The sequence below is a fragment of the Parenemella sanctibonifatiensis genome, assembly GCF_002250565.1.
Taxonomy (GTDB): domain Bacteria; phylum Actinomycetota; class Actinomycetes; order Propionibacteriales; family Propionibacteriaceae; genus Parenemella; species Parenemella sanctibonifatiensis.
The window spans coordinates 132,024-153,073 of the sequence record NZ_NMVJ01000007.1 but is presented as its reverse complement, the minus strand read 5'-3'; the positions used below and the strand labels follow the sequence as shown (position 1 = coordinate 153,073).

The 21,050-nt window shown below is 67.2% G+C and carries 18 protein-coding genes; 13 read left to right on the top strand and 5 right to left on the bottom strand.

The features are described from left to right. Window positions 1-31 precede the first annotated feature (31 nt). Window positions 32-934: an SDR family oxidoreductase gene (locus CGZ91_RS08870; protein ID WP_094454401.1), complete on the bottom strand. Its 903-nt coding sequence runs from the start codon at window positions 932-934 to the stop codon at window positions 32-34. Window positions 935-1,038: 104 nt separating this feature from the next. On the opposite strand from CGZ91_RS08870, the gene CGZ91_RS08865 reads away from it, so the two are divergent. Beyond that, window positions 1,039-1,506, top strand: coding sequence for a hypothetical protein (locus tag CGZ91_RS08865; RefSeq protein ID WP_144276737.1), 468 nt, complete (start codon window positions 1,039-1,041; stop codon window positions 1,504-1,506). Window positions 1,507-1,613: 107 nt separating this feature from the next. Further along, window positions 1,614-1,745 carry a hypothetical protein gene (locus CGZ91_RS14780; RefSeq protein ID WP_267490239.1) on the top strand — a complete coding sequence of 44 codons (132 nt, stop codon included), beginning with the start codon at window positions 1,614-1,616 and terminating at the stop codon, window positions 1,743-1,745. 339 nt (window positions 1,746-2,084) lie between these two features. Here the strand turns inward: CGZ91_RS14780 and CGZ91_RS14775 are convergent, their stop codons facing one another. Then, entirely contained in the window at window positions 2,085-2,207 is a 123-nt protein-coding gene (locus CGZ91_RS14775; protein WP_267490238.1) for a hypothetical protein, read from the bottom strand. A gap of 83 nt (window positions 2,208-2,290) precedes the next feature. On the opposite strand from CGZ91_RS14775, the gene CGZ91_RS14310 reads away from it, so the two are divergent. Both CGZ91_RS14310 and CGZ91_RS08860 read left to right on the top strand, forming a co-directional pair. Further along, the gene (locus tag CGZ91_RS14310; protein WP_179229129.1) at window positions 2,291-2,449 is read left to right on the top strand and encodes a hypothetical protein; all 159 of its coding nucleotides are present in this window, start codon (window positions 2,291-2,293) and stop codon (window positions 2,447-2,449) included. A 1-nt stretch (window position 2,450) separates the two neighbouring features. After that, on the top strand, window positions 2,451-2,729 hold the full coding sequence (locus CGZ91_RS08860; RefSeq protein ID WP_094451837.1) for a hypothetical protein: 279 nt from the start codon (window positions 2,451-2,453) through the stop codon (window positions 2,727-2,729). A 502-nt stretch (window positions 2,730-3,231) separates the two neighbouring features. Here the strand turns inward: CGZ91_RS08860 and CGZ91_RS14305 are convergent. Next, window positions 3,232-3,390, bottom strand: coding sequence for a leucine zipper domain-containing protein (locus CGZ91_RS14305; RefSeq protein WP_094451838.1), 159 nt, complete (start codon window positions 3,388-3,390; stop codon window positions 3,232-3,234). Between the two features lie 690 nt (window positions 3,391-4,080). Between CGZ91_RS14305 and CGZ91_RS08850 the strand changes: the two genes are divergently transcribed. Both CGZ91_RS08850 and CGZ91_RS08845 read left to right on the top strand, forming a co-directional pair. Then, the gene (locus CGZ91_RS08850; RefSeq protein WP_144276847.1) at window positions 4,081-7,590 is read left to right on the top strand and encodes an SdrD B-like domain-containing protein; all 3,510 of its coding nucleotides are present in this window, start codon (window positions 4,081-4,083) and stop codon (window positions 7,588-7,590) included. Window positions 7,591-7,827: 237 nt separating this feature from the next. Then, a complete protein-coding gene (locus tag CGZ91_RS08845; protein WP_094454397.1) occupies window positions 7,828-9,567 on the top strand; it encodes a pyruvate dehydrogenase in 1,740 nt (579 codons plus the stop codon). Between the two features lie 76 nt (window positions 9,568-9,643). Here the strand turns inward: CGZ91_RS08845 and CGZ91_RS08840 are convergent, their stop codons facing one another. After that, complete coding sequence (locus CGZ91_RS08840; RefSeq protein WP_229116536.1) at window positions 9,644-10,378, bottom strand: trimeric intracellular cation channel family protein; 735 nt, start codon at window positions 10,376-10,378, stop codon at window positions 9,644-9,646. A 147-nt stretch (window positions 10,379-10,525) separates the two neighbouring features. On the opposite strand from CGZ91_RS08840, the gene CGZ91_RS08835 reads away from it, so the two are divergent. From CGZ91_RS08835 to CGZ91_RS08815, 5 genes are all read left to right on the top strand, one after another. Next, window positions 10,526-11,248, top strand: coding sequence for a sugar phosphate isomerase/epimerase family protein (locus CGZ91_RS08835; RefSeq protein WP_094454395.1), 723 nt, complete (start codon window positions 10,526-10,528; stop codon window positions 11,246-11,248). Between the two features lie 3 nt (window positions 11,249-11,251). Next, on the top strand, window positions 11,252-12,352 hold the full coding sequence (locus CGZ91_RS08830) for a Gfo/Idh/MocA family protein (protein WP_094454393.1): 1,101 nt from the start codon (window positions 11,252-11,254) through the stop codon (window positions 12,350-12,352). Further along, complete coding sequence (locus CGZ91_RS08825; RefSeq protein ID WP_229116535.1) at window positions 12,349-13,497, top strand: Gfo/Idh/MocA family protein; 1,149 nt, start codon at window positions 12,349-12,351, stop codon at window positions 13,495-13,497. The genes CGZ91_RS08830 and CGZ91_RS08825 overlap by 4 nt, the downstream gene beginning before the upstream one ends. A gap of 1 nt (window position 13,498) precedes the next feature. Next, window positions 13,499-14,431 carry a sugar phosphate isomerase/epimerase family protein gene (locus tag CGZ91_RS08820; RefSeq protein WP_094454391.1) on the top strand — a complete coding sequence of 311 codons (933 nt, stop codon included), beginning with the start codon at window positions 13,499-13,501 and terminating at the stop codon, window positions 14,429-14,431. A gap of 600 nt (window positions 14,432-15,031) precedes the next feature. Next, a complete protein-coding gene (locus tag CGZ91_RS08815; protein ID WP_229116534.1) occupies window positions 15,032-16,411 on the top strand; it encodes a DHA2 family efflux MFS transporter permease subunit in 1,380 nt (459 codons plus the stop codon). A 168-nt stretch (window positions 16,412-16,579) separates the two neighbouring features. On the opposite strand, the gene CGZ91_RS14030 is transcribed toward CGZ91_RS08815, so the two are convergent. Further along, a complete protein-coding gene (locus CGZ91_RS14030; RefSeq protein ID WP_094451845.1) occupies window positions 16,580-16,921 on the bottom strand; it encodes a tetratricopeptide repeat protein in 342 nt (113 codons plus the stop codon). Window positions 16,922-17,002: 81 nt separating this feature from the next. Between CGZ91_RS14030 and CGZ91_RS08810 the strand changes: the two genes are divergently transcribed. Both CGZ91_RS08810 and CGZ91_RS08805 read left to right on the top strand, forming a co-directional pair. Then, entirely contained in the window at window positions 17,003-18,787 is a 1,785-nt protein-coding gene (locus tag CGZ91_RS08810; RefSeq protein WP_179229290.1) for an HSP90 family protein, read from the top strand. A gap of 12 nt (window positions 18,788-18,799) precedes the next feature. Beyond that, a complete protein-coding gene (locus tag CGZ91_RS08805; protein ID WP_094454385.1) occupies window positions 18,800-21,016 on the top strand; it encodes a hypothetical protein in 2,217 nt (738 codons plus the stop codon). Window positions 21,017-21,050 lie beyond the last annotated feature (34 nt).

Genomic DNA, 21,050 nt, shown 5'->3' with positions numbered 1-21,050 from the left:
CAAGACAGGTTGGTTTCAGAAGACCGGCTGGTCAGAAGACGGGCCGACCGCCAGTGACGCCGATCACCGCGCCGGACACGTAGCTCGCCTCTGCCGGGCTGGCGAGGAAGACGTACGCACCGGCCAATTCGCTGGGCTGACCGGCGCGCCCCAGCGGGGTGTTGCCGCCGAACTGCTCGACTTTTTCCTCGGGCTGGGTGGCGGGCTGCAGCGGCGTCCAGATCGGTCCCGGGGCCACTGCATTGGCGCGAATCCCCTTCGGGCCCAACTCCCCGGCCAACGACATCGTGAAGTTGGTGATGGCCGCCTTGGTGGCGGCGTAATCCATCAGAGTTTCCGACGGGTCATAGCTCTGTACGGAGCTGGTGTTGATGATGCTTGCGCCCTTGGAAAGATGAGGAAGAGCCTGTTGCGTGGCCCAGAACATGGCGTACAGATTGGTCTTGAAGGTCCGGTCCAGTTGCTCCGAACTGATCGAAGCCAAGCCCTCACCACGCCCCATCTGGAACGCTGCATTGTTGACCAGCACGTCGAGGCCGCCGAGGCGTTCCGCCGCCTGGTCGACCATGGTGCGGCAGGTCTGTTCGTCGCGGATGTCGCCCGGAAGGAGCACGGCGACACGTCCGGCCTTCTCAATCCAGCTGGCGGTGTCCTCGGCGTCTGACTGTTCCTCGGGCAAGTAAGACAGCGCAACGTCGGCGCCCTCGCGGGCATACGCGATTGCCACCGCGCGGCCGATACCGGAGTCGCCGCCGGTGATGAGTGCCCTCAGCCCCTCCAACCGGCCGCGGCCGACCCAAGTCTCTTCGCCGTGGTCCGGCCGAGGCTCCATCTCGCTGGTCAGTCCGGGCGGCTCCTGTTGCTGCGCCGGAAACCCTCCCTCGCTGTTGACGAGGGCCTCTGCTCGCTTCGTCACTTCTGGTTCGAGGTTCATGCCAACAACCGTACGCGCCGTGCGCGCGGTCGCACGCGGCGGGGTGCTCGGTCGGGGCACCCTGGCCCGCAGTGGTCCCGGCAAGACGCAAGAACGAGTGAATCTTGGCGGCTGAGACGTTGCAAGGGCGCTGTCCGGTTTTGCGTCGGCTTTCGGGCCGCCACGTCGCAGCGATCTGCCGCGATTTCATGCTGGCCGGCTGGACCGTGGACGACATCGCCCATGCCTTGGACCGCCGACCCGACGAGCGCCCCCACGGCCAACCCCCCGACAATGGAGAGTGGGTGATCTTCAATGCCGCCAACGGCGTGGCGGATGGTCGCCTCGGTCACTGGATGACTTGGCGCCTCGCCCACTGGCGCACCGATACCGGCGACCCGATGGAGTCCCCCTTGCAGCGCTCGGAACGTCGCCACGCGGCCGAACTGATCCAGCGGCGCGCTGAAGCCCGGGCCGTCCGTGAGCGGCGGGAGCAGCGCCGTGCCCTGGCCGCCGACTGGGAGGCTCAGGGCCGCATTCGGTCCATCACGAACGGGATCCGCCAGATGCTCGCAGGGCGCCGCAGACGATAACCGGACCCCACGTGACTTTCCGAACCATCCAACCAGATACCCCAACCATAAGTGCATAAATCCTTGGTTCCCGCATACCCATAACCCCGTAGGGACGGAGACGCCCAATGAGCAATGACGCCGAGCCGACAGCCGCCACCACTCCCCTCAAGAAGGGGGCCGAGGACGTGCGCGAGGCCCGGCCCCAGCCGCCCGCTGGATCGTGGTGGCCCGGGCTCAGGGCGACCACCCCGCGGTGACGCTCAACCGATGGGGGCTCGAAGGCCCCCTCGCGGAATCGCTCTTCCCATAGACCCATAATCCAATATTCATCGGTTACCGCATAAATGGGTACCGTGTAACCATCTACCCGTAGGAGACTGCGCATGATCTTTGCCGTCCTGAACTCAAAAGGTGGCGTCGGGGAAGACGACGTTCGCGCTGCTGTTGGCCGAGGCCCTGCGCCGGTCCTACGGCACCGTGGAGGTCTGGGACGCCGACCCCCAGGGATCGGCTGCCGACTGGTCCGACAACGCGGCCGAAGATGGCGACGCGCTGCACTTCCCTGTTGAGCCGGTCACCAAGGCCCGGCTGCGCCGTCAGGCACCGGCCGCCGAGTACACCATCATCGACACCCCACCCGGCGACCCCGAGGCCATCTCCCTGGCCGCGAACCGGGCCGACTTCGTGATCATCCCCACCGACACCTCACCGATGGACATGAAACGGGCGGCGGCGACCCTGCAAACCCTCGGCGTTCCCGCGGGCCTGGGTCAACATTCGCACGCAGCTGTACAGCACGGCCTTGGCGTGGGTCCAGGACGAGGGCGTGTCCTACCTCGACAGCACGGTGCCGTACCGCGAGGACGCCAAGAAGATCGTCGACACCGGCCTCGGCTACCCCGATCTGTTCGGCGTGGACGCCGTAGCCGAGGAACTCATCACCGCACTGAAGGAGAGCTGACATGGCCCTGAACAAGAAACCGTCCGTCGCCAACGCTGGGCGCCGCTACACCCGCGCCCAGCAAGAAGCCGCGGCCGGTGAAGGGATCGACAGCACCTTCCGCGCCGATGACGACCAGACCAAGCTCCGCAAAACCACGGTTGAATTCGCGCCGACAGTCTTCCAGGCCCTCAAGCTCCACGCTGTCCGCCAGGACGTACCCATGCGCGTACTCCTGGACCGCTATGTCCGTGACGGACTGGAAAAGGACGGAGCACCTGTAAATGAAGGCAACCAGTAACCCCGGAAGCCCGAAGCCCTTAAACCCACCTGTACGGGTTCCTGGGGGAGCGTCCCCGACGCACCACGGCGACAACCCCGCCCCAGCCCTGGGCACCGCCCGAGTGGGTGTCTACTCCCGTGGCGCGGAGTGGGATGACGCTCGCGCGTCCTTCCTCGCCGACTTCCAAGATGGCGGGCCCCACGACACCATTCGAGCGTGGATCAGTGAGGCCATGGATCAGCACGCAGCTCGCACACCCCAGGAGCGGGCCGCCTTCGCCCGCGACCCCAGCAGCCGCACCGGGCGCGGTGTCTCGCGGATCTACCCCATCGCGGCCGCGACCGTCGCGGCCATGCACGAGGCCATCGCCGCCGATGCCGAGGCCGATCAGCGGAGCACCGACAGCATCTGGTGTGGGGAAGCGATCGCCGCGGCTGTGGCCGCCACGAAGCGGCGCCGCGGGGGAGAGCTGCCCCCACCCCCGCACCGGCTTCCAGCCCGGCTGCGACGCCGGGCCACCTCATCGCAGACCGAAGGAGAACCCGCCATGCCCACGCCCAGCACCGAGCCGGCCGTCCTGGGCTTGGGCGGCGTGGGCCACGGCCCACCCCTGCTCGCAGACCCGCTCGACGAGCAGTTCACGACCGCGCACGATGAGCCGGGCATTACGGTGGGACATGAAGACCTCCGGTCGGTAGGCGACTTAGACATCACCCACCGCACCCGGAGGTCTTCGCTTACGTCAAACACCCATCCGTGGTGTCACCAACCTCCCGGCCGAGTACACCTAGCCGGGTACGCCGCGCTCAAAGAAGCTGAGGCACGTCGCTGTTTTGACTAATTGCTGAGCGAAACGTTATAATATTTTCGCTTTCGCTTTCGCTTTCGCTTTCGCTTTCGCTTTCGCTTTCGCTTTCGCTTTCGCTTTCGCTTTCGCTTTCGCTTTCGCTTTCGCTTTCGCTTTCGCTTTCGCTTTCGCTTTCGCTTGAAGCAGGCCGGCGTGGCTGGTGATGCCGGTGAGATTGACCAGTTGATCGGAGTTCTGATGGCCTCAGTTTTGCGTCGGTTCTGGAGTTTGTTGGTTGCCCTTGCTGTGGTGGCGACTGTGGCGGTTCCTGGGTTGGCGGTTGCGGCGGACGGGACGGCTGCCCGTGATCGCGAGTCCGTCTCCGCGGTGGATTCATCCGGCCCCGGGCTGGCGTCGTCAGCAGCTGGGCAGGCGCAGACGATCACCGATGGGGCCGGGAACGTGTTCACTTGGTCGGTTTCCCGGGTCGCCACCGGAACCGGTCATGGTTCGACGAGTGCCTGTTACGTCAACTCGGCGAATGGATATGCCCCTGGGGACGACAGTGCTGACGATGACTTCATGTGCATCGGGGACCGGTCGGCGTGGCGGGTGGACTGGAGCATCGTCACTGGGGACGAAGCCATGCCGGTCACTTTGCAGGCCGGCAGTCTCATCGATGTTTCGCCGTCGAATCTGCCGTTGCGCTACCAGTGGGGCGGTGTTGAAGGCAGCGCGAGTCTGCCGTGGACCGGCAGTACCGACCAGCCCTTCAATCCTGACGTTCGCGCTGGCTCGCCCACTGCTCGAGCAGTGTTGAACTTCAAGCCGCAGCAATTGGCGTCGGGGTACTTCATGCTGGAGGCGCACACGGCGCAGGGCAATGGCCCCTGGGGCGACGACTACTTGTCGGCTCCAGCTACGTACACCACCTCGGTCACTGCGCGCAGTGGCCAGGTCAGCGGGGTTGCCGAGGCGGACAAGACCTTGACCACTGTGGGTGGGAGCCGTTTTGACTCGATGACTGATGCGATGACCGCGGATGCCTTCAACACACAGATTGAGGGGAATCGCTACCAAGGTTTCAGTCTGGGCGTCCAGTACGAGCGGGGCAATGGGAGCGCTGGTACCGCCATCTTCCCGGGCTATGCGCGGAACAAGGGTTATGACTACAAGATCGACCCCGATTCCACAGGACTGCGGGTCAGTCTGCGACATGCTTGGGCGGGGGTGTACTTCTCCATCAACGGTGGCGACCCGGTGCCGGCCGAGTACGGAGCCGATGGCATGCCTTATGTGGACACCACCGCGGTGACGGATCAGGTGCGGGCGCTGGTGCCCTATGAGGTCATCCCCAGTGGTCGTTCTCCGATCGTCATGCGGGCGGACCCATTGGGGTCGGTCACCTCACGCGGGGGCTTCCCCGCCTTCAACGGTGCCCCGGATCCGGGCAACGAGCTGGCCTGCACCACGACCACGGCGAATGTGCAGCCAGGAACCATTCGTGGGCGCACGATGGCGAACAACAACTGCGCCACCTTGACCTACAACAAGATGGATGGATCCGGGGTGTGGGCCAAGCGTGATCAGGGCCACCCGTTGACCGTTGACGGGCAGGAGTACAGCCCGGCCGTCATGGCCCACCATGAAGGCTCCTGGGGCGTGGGTTGGCCAGCGACCACGCGACTGCAGCTCTCGCCGGGGACGCTGAACAGCACCAAGGATCTGGCTGTGTGCGATGTGTGGGTCCCCGGAACCCAGCGCTTCAGCAAAGCCAGCAATGCCGCCAACACCTACGTGGCCGCGGAATCGGTCAGCGGGGCTCGCGGCTATTCACGCACGCTGCAGCCGGTCACCGATTTCTACCCCGGCGCGGAGGTCTACTACACCACCCGCGATCTGACACCGCAGGATCCCGCTGAAGCGCCGGAGTGTGGTTCACCGCGCGATGATGTGTCCGGGTGGAGCACCACCCGGCCCGCCGAGCCCGATATTGCGGGCGTGATGGTGGTCTTCCCGGGGCAGGACCGGTTGCGGGATGACTTCTTCGTCTACATCCCGAAGATGGGCAATGAGCCGGAGAACTACGCCGAAAAGGTCAATGAGACCACCAACTGGATGGGCGTCACAGCTGACAGCACCGTCGAGGCCCCGACGTGGCCGATCCACGACTCGTCGGTGATCCACGTGGTCAAGAGCGCGGTGGGTGTGCACCGTGCTGAAGGGGCTGTTACCAAACCGGTCAGCGCGGGTCCGCAGACGGTGGAGTTGCGTGCTGGCGGCAACGTGTACGTCAGCACCAGTGACCTGTTGGGTGATCCGTCGCGCACGGTCACCACCCGGGTGTATGTCGACCGTTGTCTGAGCCAGGTGGAACCGACCTCGCCGAATACCCGGTATGTGTCGGTCCCGGAATCCAGCAGTGACTGTGGTCCCGGCGACAGCTACTTGGAACGCACCGTGACGTTCGATGAATGGTTGGCCCAGCAGAATCCGAAATCTGAGGACGGAACCCAGGACCCGATCGCCGTGTGGGGGTCGGCGATCACCTACCGGGCTGACACCCCCAGCGATACCGATCCCGGGGACAGCTTCAGCAATCGGGTGGAACTCACCGTTCCGGATTCGGAGGACTACTACCGGACCACCCCCAGAGATGTGGGTGAGCACAGTTTCACCATTCCCAAGGTGGCCGTTGTGACCGCCTCCAAGTCGGTCGTGGACCCAGTGATCCACCCCGGTGACTCCTTCCGTCACGCGGTCCGTTGGTCGAATTACACCGAGCAGAATCTGGGACGAATCCAGTTCATCGACGTTCTGCCGTGGAACGGTGATGGCCGGGGGACGAGTTTCCACGGCAGCCGGCCGCTGGCCTCGGTGGAGCGCGATACCGCCCGTCCCGATGCCACCAGCGTTGAGTACACCGCTGCCGACCCCGGGAGTATTGACTCGGATCCAGCCGCTGCCAGCAATCAGGAGGGTGGGTCGACCCAGTGGTGTGACCCCAGCGAATTTGGTACCTCCGGTTGCCCGAACGCGGTGGGCGACACCACCGCGTTGCGATTCACCACAGGAGAGTTCACCTCGCAGTTGAGCCAAAGCTTCACCTTGACCTTCCACACTGAGGGGAACCAGCGAGATGACCGCTATGTGAACCAGTTGTCCCAGGGTCGCGCGGAACGGCTGGGTGAGGCGGTGCCCCAATCGGCACCGGTCACCACCCGTGTTGTGGCTGGGATGATTACCGGAACGGTCTATGGTGACGCGGACCGGGACCGGGACCTAGGTCCGGGCGAGAGCGGTATTCCCGAGTACCGAGTAGAACTGCGTGACAGCTCGGGGAATACGCTCAACAGCACCTCAACCGATGAGCAGGGGCACTACGAGTTCCTGAATCTGCGGCCCGGGGACTATCAGGTGGTCATCACCCTAGCCTCGCCGTGGGACGAGATCACCCAATCCTGGACCAACCCCGAACACGACTCGGGCGTTTCGGGTCCGATCGAGCTGCCGCAGAACGGGGTACAGGAGGAGGTGAATTTTGGGCTGGTGAAGGCTGAACCCACACCGACTCCGGAACCCACCCCTACGCCTAAGCCGACGCCGGAACCCACACCGACTCCGGAACCCACCCCTACGCCTACGCCGACGCCGGAACCCACGCCGACGCCGGAACCAACACCGGAACCCACGCCGACGCCGGCGCCCACGCCGACTCCGACGCCCACGCCGACGCCCGAGCCGACGCCGACGCCGGAACCGACGCCCACGCCCACGCCGGACCCCACGCCGACGCCGGCACCGATGCCCACGCCCACGCCGGAACCAACTCCGGCGCCGACGTCGGAACCCACGCCTACGCCGACACCGGAGCCGACGCCGACGCCGGAACCGATGCCGACGCTGGACCCCACTTCACAACCGACGCCCACCTCGGAACCGACCCCGGGGCCGACAGCCGGACCGCCACCACCGGGGGATGATGGCCGACTTCCAGATACCGGCTCTTCGGTCACCGGTGGGGTGGTGGCAGCTGCGCTGCTGATGATCGGAGCTGCAGGGGTGCTGTTCAAACGTGCTCGCAGACGATGAGACTGAGGCTGCCTGAGCGAACCGGATGGGCGTGCTAGTGCCTCGTCAGCCTGGCGGCCTAAACCCAACTGACACCTGATCGTGCATCAGTCCCCTGCGCGGCCGAACCTTCTTCAGGCTCGGGCCGAGAGCCCGAGCGACCCCCGCAGGACACACCCACTGGCTCCACTCCCCCTCCGCCCGACTTAGGGTGGGGACACCGAAGCGTCGGCAGCATCCACGTGTCAGGAGTAGGCCATGAACCTTGCAGACCAGCTCGTCACTCAGCTCCAGCAGTGCGGCGTCCGCCGCATCTATGGGATTGTCGGTGACTCCCTCAACCCGGTGGTCGATGCCGTCCGGCGTACGGGCGGCTCGGCCAAGGGCGGCATCGACTGGGTCCACGTCCGCCACGAGGAGGCTGCGGCATTCGCGGCTGGCGCGGAGGCCCAGGTCACCGGTGAACTCGCGGTTTGCGCCGGCTCCTGCGGCCCCGGCAACCTCCACCTCATCAACGGCCTCTACGACGCCAACCGTTCCGGCGCCCCCGTGCTCGCCATCGCCAGCCACATCCCCAGCCCCCAGATCGGCCAGAGCTTCTTCCAGGAGACCCACCCGGATCGGCTGTTCAACGAGTGCTCGGTCTATTCGGAACTGATCTCGACGGCCAAGCAGGGTCCGCGCGTCATCGACTCCGCCATCCGTCACGCGATGGGCGAGCAGGGCGTCTCGGTGATCACTCTGCCCGGAGACATCGCGGAACTGGAGGTGGACGAGTCTAGGGCGCTGCCGCGGATCCGGCCGGCCCAGGTGGTGCCCGACCCAGCTTCCGTGGAGGAGCTGGCCGCAGCGATCAACGCCGCCAAGCGGGTCGCCATCTTCGCCGGCGCGGGCGTGCGTGGCGCGCATGACGAGGTGATCGAGTTGGCGGAGCGGATCAAGGCACCGATCGGCCACTCCCTACGCGGCAAGGAGTTCATTCAGTACGACAATCCCTATGACGTCGGCATGACCGGCCTGCTGGGGTACGGTGCGGCCGCCGAGGGCATGGAGGATGCCGACCTGCTGCTCCTGCTCGGCACCGACTTCCCCTATGACCAGTTCCTTCCCGACACCGCCACGGCTCAGGTGGACCGCGCCGCGCAGAACATTGGCCGGCGTACGGTCGTCGACCACCCCGTCCACGGCGACGTCCTGCCCACCGTGCAGGCGCTGCTGCCGCTGGTCAAGGCCAAGCGCAGCAGCCGCTTCCTCGACAAGATGCTCGCCAAACACCACAAGGTGATGGACAAGGGCGTCGGGGCGTACACACGCAAGGTCGAGAAGATGGTGCCGATCCACCCCGAGTACGTCGCCGCGGTGCTGGATGAGTACGCCGCTGACGACGCGATCGTCACCGCAGACACGGGCATGTGCAATGTGTGGCAGGCCCGCTACATCACCCCTAACGGCCGACGCCGGCTGCTCGGGTCCTTCCTGCACGGATCGATGGCGAACGCGCTGCCTCAGGCCATCGGGGCGGCGTACGCCGAGCCCGGCCGACAGGTCGTTGCCATGGCCGGAGACGGCGGCCTGTCGATGCTGCTCGGCGAGCTGCTGACGCTCAAGTCGGTCGGCCTGCCGGTCAAGGTGGTGGTCTTCAACAACTCCACCCTCGGCATGGTCAAGCTCGAGATGCTGGTGGAGGGGATGCCGGATCACGCCACTGACACCCCGGACTTCGACTACGCCGCGATCGCCGGCGCGATGGGGATCTCCAGCCACCGGGTCGAGAAGGCGAGGGACCTGCCCGGCGTCATGGAGAAGGCGTTCGCCAGCGACCAGCCCGAGGTGATCGAGGTCGTCACCGACCCGAACGCACTGTCCTTGCCGCCCAAGATCTCCGCCGACCAGGTCGTCGGCTTCATCACCGCCATGACCAGGACGGTGATGGGCGGCGGCTCGGGTGAGGTCGTGTCGATGGCTCGGTCGAATCTGCGCAACCTCCCGCGCGGCTGAGGCGGCACGACCGTGGCTTCCATCTCGACGGCGCCGCCAGGGCCGCTTGGTGGGCCGGTCGGTAGTGTCGATCGCCCTAATGCTGGCGTTGCGAGTCCTCATCGGAGGTGTTCTGCCGAGCCTGTTTGCGGCCGATCCGTTCGGCCCGCCGGACCAGCGCCTTGAGTTGGGAAGGGCTGAGCCGCAGCAGGTCTTGGTCGTCGTGTTGGGGCAGCCGGATCCGCCACAGCCGGCTGGCGCCGGTGATGCTCAGGCCCAGACCGACGCCCAGCACCATCAGCCAGTCCGGTGGCATGCCCAGTGCATTCGCGATGAGGACGCCGCCGGAGGCCACCAGGGCGGGGGTGGCGTACAGATTGTTGCCGCCGAAGACCGCCGGCACATTGCCGACGGCGACATCGCGGATCATGCCGCCACCGACCGCTGTGGTCAGGCCCAGCAGCATCGAGGGCAGCCAGTCCAGTCCCGCGGCGAGCGCCTTGGTGGTGCCGGTGGTCGCCCACGCGCCGAGCACCATCCCGTCGGCCAGCCCGGTGATGCCGCGCCAGACCCGGCCCTGGGGGACGATCAGGTACGCCAGCACGGCACCGATGAGCGCGCACAGCAGATAGGCGGGATCGGTCAGCGCCACCGGGAGGGTGTTGAGGAGCATGTCGCGCAGTGCGCCGCCGCCCAGCGCTGAGACGATGGCGAGGATCCCGAATCCGACGATGTCGAACCGGTTCCGCCGAGCGATCGCGCCACCGAGGAAGCCGTTGAGCACGACTCCCATCAGGTCGATGGCGCGAAACAGCTGGCTGAGATCCTCCACAGCCACATTCAACCCGGTGTGATGCGGTTGTGTCGCCCCCGGCACAGGCGCGCCACGCTGCCGGATCGAGGAGACTCCCCACAGTAATCGTTCACTTTGTGACCCACCCGATGCCCAGCGGTCGGCCGGTTGTGATTGGCTTTGGGCATGACGACGCTGAGTGTGCAGCTCTATTCGCTGCGCGACCACTTGACCGACACCCTTGAGCCGACGCTGGATCGCATCGCCGAAGCCGGCGCCAACGAGGTCGAACCGTTTGGCGTGGAGAAGTGGGCCGCGACGCTCGCTGCTCCGCTGCAGGCCCGCAACCTGCCCGCGACCAGCAGCCACGGTGGCCTGCTCGCTGACCTGGAGGGGGCAGTGGCCGGCGCCAAGCAGCTCGGCACCAAGCACCTCTTCGTGCCCTCCAGCGACCGGGACCGCTGGACCGAGGCGGCGTACGTCGCCGACCTGGCAGGTCAGCTCAACGAGCTTGCCGCGAAGCTGGCCCCCGAAGGCATCAGCGTGGGCTACCACAACCACGAGTTCGAGTTCGCCGCCAAGATCGACGGCGAGGTGGCCTATGACGTCTTTGCCGCACAGCTCGACGACGCCGTGAAGCTCGAGTTGGACACCTACTGGGCCCGGGTCGGCGGCTCGGATCCGGTCGACGTGCTTGCCCAGTACGGCGACAAGATCACCCACCTGCACGTCAAGGACGGCCCGCTGGTGCGAGGCGAGGCCAATGTCGTGCTCGGTCAGGGCCAGATGGACCTCGACAGCCTGCTGTCCGCCTCCCAGGACAAGATCTGGGTGGTCGAGTTCGACAGCTGCGACGGCGACGTGGTGCAGGCCACCGTCGACTCGTTGCGTTATCTCCAGGAGCGTTGATCCATGACTGACATCACCCGCGTCGGCGTCATCGGCGCCGGCAGCATCTCCCGCCAGTACCTCACCAACCTGCCGACCTTCGCTGATGTGGAGGTGGTCCGAATCGGTGACCTCGACGTCGACCGCGCCGCCGCCCAGGCCGAGGCCTTCGACGTTCCCAAGTCCGGCAGCGCCGACGACGTGTACGCCGATGACGAGGTCGACCTGATCATCAACCTCACCATCCCGGCGGCCCACGTCGACGTCACCACCTCCGCTTTGGAGGCCGGCAAGCACGTCTGGTCGGAGAAGCCGCTGGCTGAGTCCCGCGAGGGCGCGCAGAAGCTCATCGAGACTGCCCGGCGTACGGGCAAGCGCCTCGGTTGCGCCCCGGACACCGTGCTCGGCTCGCCGATCCAGGAAGCGATGCGCCGGATCCACGGAGGCGACCTCGGCACCATGATCAGCGGCCTCGCGATGATGCAGTCGCCCGGCCCCGACATGTGGCACCCCAGCCCCGAGTTCCTGTTCCAGGCCGGCGGCGGCCCGATCCTCGACATCGGCCCCTACCACCTGTCCTCGCTGGTGTGGGGTCTCGGCTCCATCAAGCGGGTGTACGCCGAGGGCGGCCGCGCGCGTGCGATTCGCACCGTCCGCGCCGGTGACCGCGCCGGCACCGAGTTCGAGGTGACCGTGCCCACCAACGTCAACGCGGTACTGGAGTTTGCCTCCGGCGCTTCGGCGACTTTGGTGCTGAGCTTCGATTCGCCGCGCCGGCGTGCCGGGCTGCTGGAGTTCGGCGGCACCGAAGCCAGCATCGTGGTCCCCGACCCGAACGGCTTCGGCGGCACCATCGAGATCCACCGCCCCGAGAGCAAGGATCCGGAGACCATCGAGGCCGAGGCGAACGGCAACGGCCGCGGCGTCGGTGCGGTCGACATGATCCGGTCGATCCGGGAGGACCAGCCGCACCGCGCCAGCGCCGAACTTGCCTTCCACGTGCTCGACGCGATGCTCGCGCTGCAGGACTCGGTGGCCGCCACCGAACCGATCGAGCTCACCACCGAGGCACCCGAGCTGCGGCCGGTGCCGGAGGGCTTCAACCCGACCCAGGCGGACGCGTGACCCTGCCAGGAGCCGGCCTGAACGTGGCGATCTGCGGCGCCGGGATGATCTCGGCGCTGCATCGCCGCGGCGCGCTACTGGCCGGGGCGACCGTACGCGGGGTGCTCGCCTCCTCACCGGCGCGATCCGCCGAGGTGGCCGCCGACTGGGGCGTGACCGGCTATCCGGGCCTCGCCGCAGTGCTGGCCGATGACACCGTCGACGTGGTCCACATCGCCACCCCGAATGCCACCCACCACCGGTTTGCGCTGGATGCGTTGGCGGCCGGCAAGCATGTGGTGTGTGAGAAGCCGTTGGGTCTGGATCTGGCGCAGGCCAAGGAGATGGCCGCGGCCGCCGAGGCCTCCGACCGGGTCGCGACGGTGCCGTTCGTCTACCGCTTCCACGCGATCATCCGGGAGCTGCGGGCCCGGGTCCAGGCCGGCGAGTTCGGTGCCTGGAACCTGATCCACGGCTCCTACCTGCAGGACTGGATGCTCAGCCCGGAGGTGGCCACCTGGCGTACGGATCCGGCCCAGGGCGGCGCTTCGCGGGCGTTCGGTGACATCGGATCGCACTGGATCGACCTGGTCGAGTGGGTCGCCGGCGTACGTTTCACCGAACTCGTCGCGGCCACCTCGATTGCGATCCCGCAGCGGCCCAGTGGCTCGGCGGCAGCGTTCTCCGGCGAAGGCGGCGGCGATCTGGTCGACGTCACCACCGAGGACTCGGCGATCCTGATGCTGCGCGACTCCAACGGGTTGCTGGCGAATGCGACGATCTCGCAGCTGTCGGCCGGACGGAAGAACCGGCTCTGGTTCGAACTCGACGGCGCCCAGAAGTCGGCCGTCTTCGACCAGGAACAGCCCGAGTTTGCGTGGCTCGGCGGGGAGACCGGCTTTGACCGGCTGGCCCGCGACGCCGGGCTCGGCAGCGAGGACGTGGCTCGGCTGTCGAAGATCCCGTCCGGGCACGCGCAGGGCTATGCCGACGCGTTCGACGCCTTCGTCGCCGACACCTATGCCGCGGCCCGCGGCGAGTGGCGCGAGGGACTGCCGACCTTCGCCGACGGCCTGCGTACCGCTGCCGTCACCGCAACCGTCCTGGAGTCCGCCGCGGCGGGCGCCTGGACGACCATCCCGACCTTCACCGCAGAGGAGAACTGACATGAAACTCGGAATGCTCACCGCCTGCCTGCCCGGCTGGAGCCTGGCCCAGTGCGCCGACTTCGCCGTCGAGACCGGTTATGAACGCCTCGAGGTGGCCGTGTGGCCCAAGGTCGGTGGCCGCGAGTTCGAGGCCAGCCACCTGCCGATCGCTGACTGGGACGGAGCTGCCAAGGAAGAGACCCAGGCGCTGCTGGAACGTACCGGCCTGGAGATCTCGGCCTTCGCCTACTACGAGAACAACCTCCACCAGGACCCCGCCAAGCGCGAGGAGGTGCGGACCCACCTGAAGGCCTGCATCGACGTCGCCCAGGACCTCGGCGTCCCTTACGTCGGCACCTTCCTGGGACGGGACAACACCAAGTCCGTCAAGGAAAACATGGTCGAGGCGGAGAAGGTGTTGCCGGAGCTGGTGGACTACGCAGGCGAGCGCGACATCAAGCTGATCGTCGAGAACTGCGTCATGGAGGGCTGGCACCCCGACGGCTACCCGGGCAACATCGCGTACAGCCCGGAGCTGTGGGAATGGATGTGCAAGGACCTCGGTTTCTATCTCAACTGGGACCCGAGCCACCTGACCTGGATCGGCATCGATCCGGTGGAGACGATCGCGCCGTTCGCGGAGTACATCGTGCACGCGCAGGCCAAGGACCTGGAGATCTTTCCCCGCAAGCGCAACCAGTACGGCTTCTTCGGGCTGGTCGACAAGGGCGACAACCCCTGGGACATGGGCTGGTGGCGGTTCCGGATCCCCGGCCGCGGCATCGTCGACTGGAATCGGGTCGTGGACCGCCTCTATGAGGTCGGCTTCAACGGCACCCTGTCGGTGGAGCACGAGGACCCGATGTGGGGCGGCACCGAGCCCAAGGTCTGCGAAGGGCTGCGGATCGCGTACCGGGAGCTGCGCCCCCTGATCGCCGAGGGCGACTTCTGAGTCTGGTGGTGTAGAAGAACCCGCCCCAGCGGGGGTAGGTCGGCTTATTTGCGACCTACCGCCGCTGGGGCGCGGTTTCGGTGGGCACCGGGGTTGGCCGCAGCCTCCCCAGGGCCGCGGATCGGGTGCGCAACTACGGGATGCTGTAGTTGGGCAGGTGATCTGGGCCGAATCGGGCGCGCAGCTACGCGATGCTGTAGTTGTGCAGGTCAGGCAGTGCGTACGCCGGCGCCGAAGCTGTGAACTTCCCAAGAGCTTCACTCGGTCTCTGGCGCGTCCGATGAAGCGCGGCTAGCTTGAGTGGCCAGAGCCGGCAAGGCGATCCCAGCGAGGTTGCGGGGGTGGCCGAGATGCCGGCTCTGACCATTCCGGGGTGCCAATCCTTGGCTTCACGGGCTTTCCTTCTTGGCCGTGCCTTGTCGCCGACACCTCGTTCCCCGGGGTTCCTGCCACGAGCGTGCCCGCAATGCCTGGTGTTGTTCGCGCCGGCGTGCGGATGTCGAAAAAAGCCACGCGGTTGTTGCGCATCTCACCTAGTCTTGGCTCGTGAATTCCGCTCCACCCCCCTCGGGCCAGTCCCAACTGGCCGAGAGCCCCGCTGTGACCAGCCCTTCAGCCAGCCGCGACCGGATCCCGATGGTCGTGTGGCTACTGCTGTGCGCTGCCTTCGTGGTGATCCTCAACGAGACGATCATGTCGCTGGCGCTGGACACCTTGATGAAGTCGCTGGGCATCACCGCCGCCCAGGGACAGTGGCTCACCACCGCCTTCCTGCTGACGATGGCGGTGGTGATTCCCGTCTCGGGCTTCCTGCTGACCCGATTCGGCACCCGGACCATGTTCCTGGTGGCGATGATCACCTTCAGCACCGGCACCGTCACCGGCGGCATCGCGAGCGGTTTTGAGATGCTCGTCGCTGCCCGAGTGATCCAGGGCGCCGGCACCGCGGTGATGATGCCGTTGCTGATGACCACCGTGATGGAGACCACGCCCAAGCGACGTCGTGGTCAGGTGATGGGTGTCGTGTCCATGGTCATCTCGGTCGCCCCCGCGTTGGGGCCGACCGCGGCCGGCGAGATCCTGCGCTACTTCGACTGGCCGTTCCTCTTCTGGGCGGTGCTGCCGATCGCCTTGGTGGCGCTGGTCATCGGCGGCCTGCTGGTCCGCGACGTCGGCGAACGGGAGACCCGCAACGTCGACATCGCGTCGGTGATCCTGTCGGCCTTCGGCTTCGGCGGCGTCGTGTACGCACTCAACCAGATCGCCGGTGGTCTGAGCCCGCAACTGGTGATCGGCATCATCCTCGCCGCCGGTGGCCTGGTCGGATTCGTGTGGCGGCAGCGGCGGCTGGAGTCCGGTGCCGGCCCGCTGCTGGACCTGCGCTGTTTTGAGGTGCCGACCTTCCGGCTCGGCGTCATCGTGATGTCGGTCGGTTTCGCCGCGTTGATGGGGGTGGCGATGCTGTGGCCACTGTTCCTGCAGGGCGAGCGCGGCCTGACCCCGGACGTCGCCGGCCGGATGCTGCTGCCCGGCGGTCTGGCGATGGGAGTGCTGGGTCCCGTGATCGGCCGGATCGTCGACCGGTTCGGCCCGCGGGTCGTGGTGGTGCCCGGCTCGATCGTGGTCGCGGTGATGCTCGCCGTGATGTCCACAGCGCAGGCCACCACTGCGCTGGTGCTGCTGATTCTGATGCACGTCGTGATGAGCCTGGGCCTGGCGGCGGTCTTCACGCCGACCTTCGCCGTCACCCTGAACGACCTGCCCACCCACCTGTACGCCCACGGCTCAGCGCTGCTCAGCACGATCCAGCAGGTCGCTGGGGCCGCCGGGGCCGCGTTGCTCGTCACGGTGATGGCTCTCAGCAATCAGCAAGTGGCTTTCCTGGTCGCGGCCGGCATGACCTGCGCCGTGGTCGTGCTCAGCTTCCGCTACCCCACCGCGGTCGCCGACGTGGAGGGCGCTCCGGCCCCCGCCCACTGAGGACGAGGCCGGGCCCCGGCGTACCTCCGGATCCGCGCGCAAGACGTGCAGTCGATCCGTTGGGAGGCCCGGAAACAAGCCTCTCGTGGAATCGACTGCACGCATTGCGCGCAGCAGCGGGTGGGGCGCGGTTTTCTGTGGGATCCGTCGTCTGCGGGCGGGATCCGCTCAGTACTCGCGGCTCACCAGGTGCTTCTCGTCACCGGTGAGGGCGGCGAGGCGCCGGCGTACGGCAGCGGCTTCGTCGTGACGGGACTGCCGCTCCAGGACGCGGGCCAGCAGTTCGCTGGCGTACGCGCTGGTGGGCTCCAGCTCGAGGAGGCGGCGGATGTCGGCCTCGGCCTTGGGCAGCCCGGCTCGGTGGAAGTGTGCTCGAGCGCGCAACTCCAGGACCGAGGTGCTGTCCGGTTCATCCGCCAACACCCGGTCCAACAGGTCGATCGCCTCGCGGTACTGCTTCTGGTCGAAGGCGGCCTTGGCGAACTCGAAGGTCAGATGGGTGCTGTTCATGGCAGGTCAACGACCTACCCCCCAGGGGTATTCCCCAGGCGTGCATTGCGCGCCAGCATTGGTTGCAGGGACGATGGTGTGGTGAAGGAGAACTTCCAGGTCAATCTCCGCGGCGTCGTCGAGATCCTGTCCCACCACCTCTACTCCAGTCCCCGCGTCTACGTACGCGAGCTGATCCAGAACGCCCGCGACGCCGTCGTGGCCCGGATCGCACTGGGGGACACCGGGACCTGGCAGGGCCGGATCGAGCTGGTCGTCGATGACGTCAACCAAGCTCTGGTGGTGCGCGACAACGGCATCGGGCTGACCGAGGAGGAGTCCCGCAGCCTGCTGGCCACCATCGGTGCCTCCAGCAAACGTGAGCAGTTGGTGAGCGCCCGCCGCGAGTTCTTGGGCCAGTTCGGGATCGGCCTGCTGTCCTGCTTCCTGGTGGCGGACCGGATCGAGGTCCGCTCGCGCAGCGCGCGTACGCCGGAGGCGGAGACGATGCTGTGGGTGGGCTACGGGGATGGCACCTTCTCGGTGGGCCCCGCACCGGAGCCCCTGTCCGAGCCCGGTTCGGAGGTACGCGTCCACGCCCGTCACGGGGAGAGCAGCTGGGTGAGTTATGACCGGGTCCGGTTGCTGGCCGAACAGTTCGCCAGCCTGCTGCCCGGCCCGATCATGCTGCACCACCTGGCCAGGGAAGGCGCGCCGGAGCATCCGCCCTTGCTGGTGAGCACCCGTACGCCGCCGTGGCAGCTGCCACCCGAGGAGGCCTTCGCGTGGTGCGAGGAGAAGTTCGGGACCGGCACGATCCTGGGCTTCCCGGTCCAGGTCCCGGCGGCCGGGGTGCGGGGATTGGCCTTCATCGGCAACCGTACCGGCGGCTCGCACCGCAGCGGCGACATGGTCTATTCGCACGGGATGTTCGTCTCGGACCAGAACACCCAGCTGGCCCCGACCTGGGCGACCTTCGTCAACCTCGCCATCGAAGCCGGCGACCTGCCGCTGACGGCTTCCCGGGAGTCCCTGCAGGAGGGCGACTCGGTGACCGCGGTCCGCGAGGAGATCGGCCAGCAGATCCGAGACGGCATCGAGCGGGCAGCCATGGAGCGACCCCACGCCTTCGCGGACTTCATGGCGGCCCACCACCAGAGTCTGCTCGCGATGGCCCTCGGCGACGACGACATGCTCGACTTCGTCGCGCGCAATTACTTGTGGGAGACCAGTCAGGGCAACAAGCGCGCGATCGACCTGGCCACCAAGTCCTTCTACACCGCCACCCACGAGCAGTTCCAGACCTACGCCCCACTGCTCGCGGCCCAGGGCAAGACCATGATCAACGGGGGCTACACCCACGGCGTCGCGATCTTGCACCGGCTGCGAAAGCAGCGCGGCAAGGTGCTGCTGGAGGAGTTCGAGCCGGCCAAGCTGCTGGGCGACCTGCCGGAGCCCCCGGCCGACCGCGCCGCACTCGCTGACGTGGTCCGCTCCGCCGCCACCCAAGAGCTCGCCGATGATGACATCGCGGTGGAGGTGCGCGACTTCGCGCCGGCATCGGTGATGTCGCTGCACCTGGGCGGCGGCACCGGTTTCGTGTCCACCGAGGACGCCGATCCCTGGGCGGAGTTCTTCACCGCAGAGCAACCCGATCGCCGGGCCAAGCTGATCCTCAACCTGCGCTCCGAGGCGGTCGCGGCGATCGGCGCGGACCTGGCGGCCGGCGTACGCGCTCCGGCCGTCCGGGCCCTGTATGTGCTCGCCCTGCTGGCCGGCGGGGAACGGCTCAAGCCCACCCAGCAGGCCGATTTGGCCAGCGCCCTGACGACCCTGCTGCTGTCGGCGGGCGGCACCACCAACCAGGACCAGCACCGTGACCAGTGATCAGGAGATCTGATGATCAGCTTCACCGACCGGGACGCGCTGACCGAGGAGGAGGCCGCGATCGTCGGCCCGCTGTTCACCCGGCGCCACGAGATCGCTGCCATGGACTCGTCCTTGGCGACCCTTCGCGCCTGGGAGGACTTCATCCTCGACTGTGAGAAGGCGGAGTTTCCGCATCTGGCCGCCAGTGCCCGCAGCGAGCAGTGGATCCTCTACAGCCAGGGTGGGATGCATCGCGAAGCGATCGAGAAGTACGCCCAGTTGATGCAGCTGGTGCACCAGTACGGGGACTACATCCACGCCGACAATGTCGAAACGTTCCTGTCGGCGGTGAGTGAGGCCGTGGTGTCCTTCGAGGATCCCTCGCTGCCGCTGGCTCAGGGGGAGCGGCTGATCGATCTGGTGGAAGCCGCCGTTCGTGCGCGAGCGCTGCCGCTCACCGACGTGCACTTTGCTCGTGCGGAGTTGGCTCTGTTGGCCGATGACGGCGACGCGGCGCGTCATTGGATCAACCTCGTCGAGTCCGAGCCGACCGACCGGTGGAATCCCACTCACCGTGCCGCGGTGGCCCGCACCGTGACCATCATGGGTCACTTCGATCCGGCGTACGCCGCCCGTCACCTGGAAGAGCGGATGGATGCGCTGCAGGTCCGTGCCGAGGATCTGACCGACCTGGAGGACGGTCCGCTGCCGCTGTTCACCCTGTTGGGGTCGCTGTACGCCAAGACGGGCCGCCGGGCCGATGCCGACCGGATCGCCGACCTGCTGCTGGACCACTTGGCACCCGAGGTGCTGGCGCGGGAGGCGATTGCCGAGGAGGTGCTGCTGACGCTGGAGAACCATCCTGAGGCGGCGCTTCCGACGGTGGACAACGCCCTGGCGAATTGCGGGCTCGAGCCAGACGCGTGGGAGCGTCTGGCCGCGCTGGCTCGCAACCGGATCCTGGCTGACCCCGATGGTGTCGAGGGGCACATCCTCCGGCGGGCAGCCGAGCGTGCCGCAGATGCGTACGACCGACGCTCCGGCAAGGACCTGACCGGTCGGATCGTGCGGGACTTCTGGTTGGCCGGTCTCCCGGAGCCGACTCGATCCTATGAGGACGCACCGGTGGAGCTGGTTGGGCTGCGGCACCTGTCGCCGGGGTGGGCGGACTCTGAGGAGCTCAAGCTGTTGCTGGCGGGGTGGCTGCCGCGGCGTACGGAGGCCGTCAGTCATGCTCCGATCATGTTGAAGGACCTGTATCTCGAGACCTACGAGGCCGCCAGGGCCGCAGTCGAGGCCGGGCCCGAGTCCGTGTCGGTTTCGTGGCAACTGGCCGCGTTGGGGGAGACGCTGAAGTCCACCATGGTCGCCCACGCGGCCGAGCTGATGGCGGTGTTGACGTACGCAGAGGCGGAAGACTGGGAGGGCGCGGTTGGGGCGTTCGAGCAGCTCCAGCAGTGCACCCTGCGGCATGGGCTGGAGGGCGCCGAGGAGGACATGATCACCGCCAGCCAGGGCCTGTTCGGGCCGATGGTGTCGATGGCGCTGTGGTTGCCCGGCATCAGTCTGGAGCGAATTGACGACCTCATCGACACCGAGGAGCGGATCCGTGACGCGGAGGGGTTGCCCTTGGCGCCGGTGGTGCTGGCGCGCCTGGAGCGTGCGGTGCGCACCGGCGACCATGACGGCATTGGTGGCTTGCCGCCGCTCCTGCAGCGGACACTGAAGCGAGAGGGCGAGGACGGCCAGGTCGACGCTGTGGAGCTCGAAGTGGCGATGATTGCGCTGCTGCTGCCGCTGTCGACGAGGTGGGCGGCCGAACTGCTGATCAAGCTGAAGCCGACGCTGGTCGAGGACCGCGCAGGGCAGCGGGCTCAGCTGCTGGAGGGATGGTTGGCGGTACGCGACGGTGATCCGAGTGGCGCTGAGTTGGTGCAACGGGTGGCTGACGAGCATGGTTTCGAGGAGCTGGTCCAGACTCCGGCATACCTGCTGGAGGCGGCGGCGCCGCTGCCGGAGCTGCAGGCTCAGGCGATCGAGGCGATCTTCGAGGAGGTCGATCCTGCCGACCCGGCGGAGGTGGAGAGCACCGCTGCCGCGGCCCGAGCGCTGACCTCGAGCGACCCGGAGCGGGCGGCTCATTTGCAGGAGATCGTGGAACGGTACGCGGCCGATCTGGACCGGCGCAACGGCAATGACTACATTTCGCGGGTGCTGGCCGAACCGATCCGGTTCGACCTGGGCTGACAGCCAGCGAAGGGAGAACCGGGATGAGTGAAGC

Excerpts from the sequence above, each read along its gene's own strand:
- CGZ91_RS08870 (WP_094454401.1), bottom strand. The coding sequence starts at position 934 with ATGAACCTCGAACCAGAAGTGACGAAGCGAGCAGAGGCCCTCGTCAAC.
- CGZ91_RS14780 (WP_267490239.1), top strand. The coding sequence starts at position 1,614 with ATGAGCAATGACGCCGAGCCGACAGCCGCCACCACTCCCCTCAAGAAG.
- CGZ91_RS14775 (WP_267490238.1), bottom strand. The coding sequence starts at position 2,207 with ATGTCCATCGGTGAGGTGTCGGTGGGGATGATCACGAAGTCGGCCCGG.
- CGZ91_RS08860 (WP_094451837.1), top strand. The coding sequence starts at position 2,451 with ATGGCCCTGAACAAGAAACCGTCCGTCGCCAACGCTGGGCGCCGCTAC.
- CGZ91_RS14305 (WP_094451838.1), bottom strand. The coding sequence starts at position 3,390 with ATGTCCCACCGTAATGCCCGGCTCATCGTGCGCGGTCGTGAACTGCTC.
- CGZ91_RS08850 (WP_144276847.1), top strand. The coding sequence starts at position 4,081 with ATGTGCATCGGGGACCGGTCGGCGTGGCGGGTGGACTGGAGCATCGTC.
- CGZ91_RS08845 (WP_094454397.1), top strand. The coding sequence starts at position 7,828 with ATGAACCTTGCAGACCAGCTCGTCACTCAGCTCCAGCAGTGCGGCGTC.
- CGZ91_RS08835 (WP_094454395.1), top strand. The coding sequence starts at position 10,526 with ATGACGACGCTGAGTGTGCAGCTCTATTCGCTGCGCGACCACTTGACC.
- CGZ91_RS08830 (WP_094454393.1), top strand. The coding sequence starts at position 11,252 with ATGACTGACATCACCCGCGTCGGCGTCATCGGCGCCGGCAGCATCTCC.
- CGZ91_RS08820 (WP_094454391.1), top strand. The coding sequence starts at position 13,499 with ATGAAACTCGGAATGCTCACCGCCTGCCTGCCCGGCTGGAGCCTGGCC.
- CGZ91_RS14030 (WP_094451845.1), bottom strand. The coding sequence starts at position 16,921 with ATGAACAGCACCCATCTGACCTTCGAGTTCGCCAAGGCCGCCTTCGAC.
- CGZ91_RS08805 (WP_094454385.1), top strand. The coding sequence starts at position 18,800 with ATGATCAGCTTCACCGACCGGGACGCGCTGACCGAGGAGGAGGCCGCG.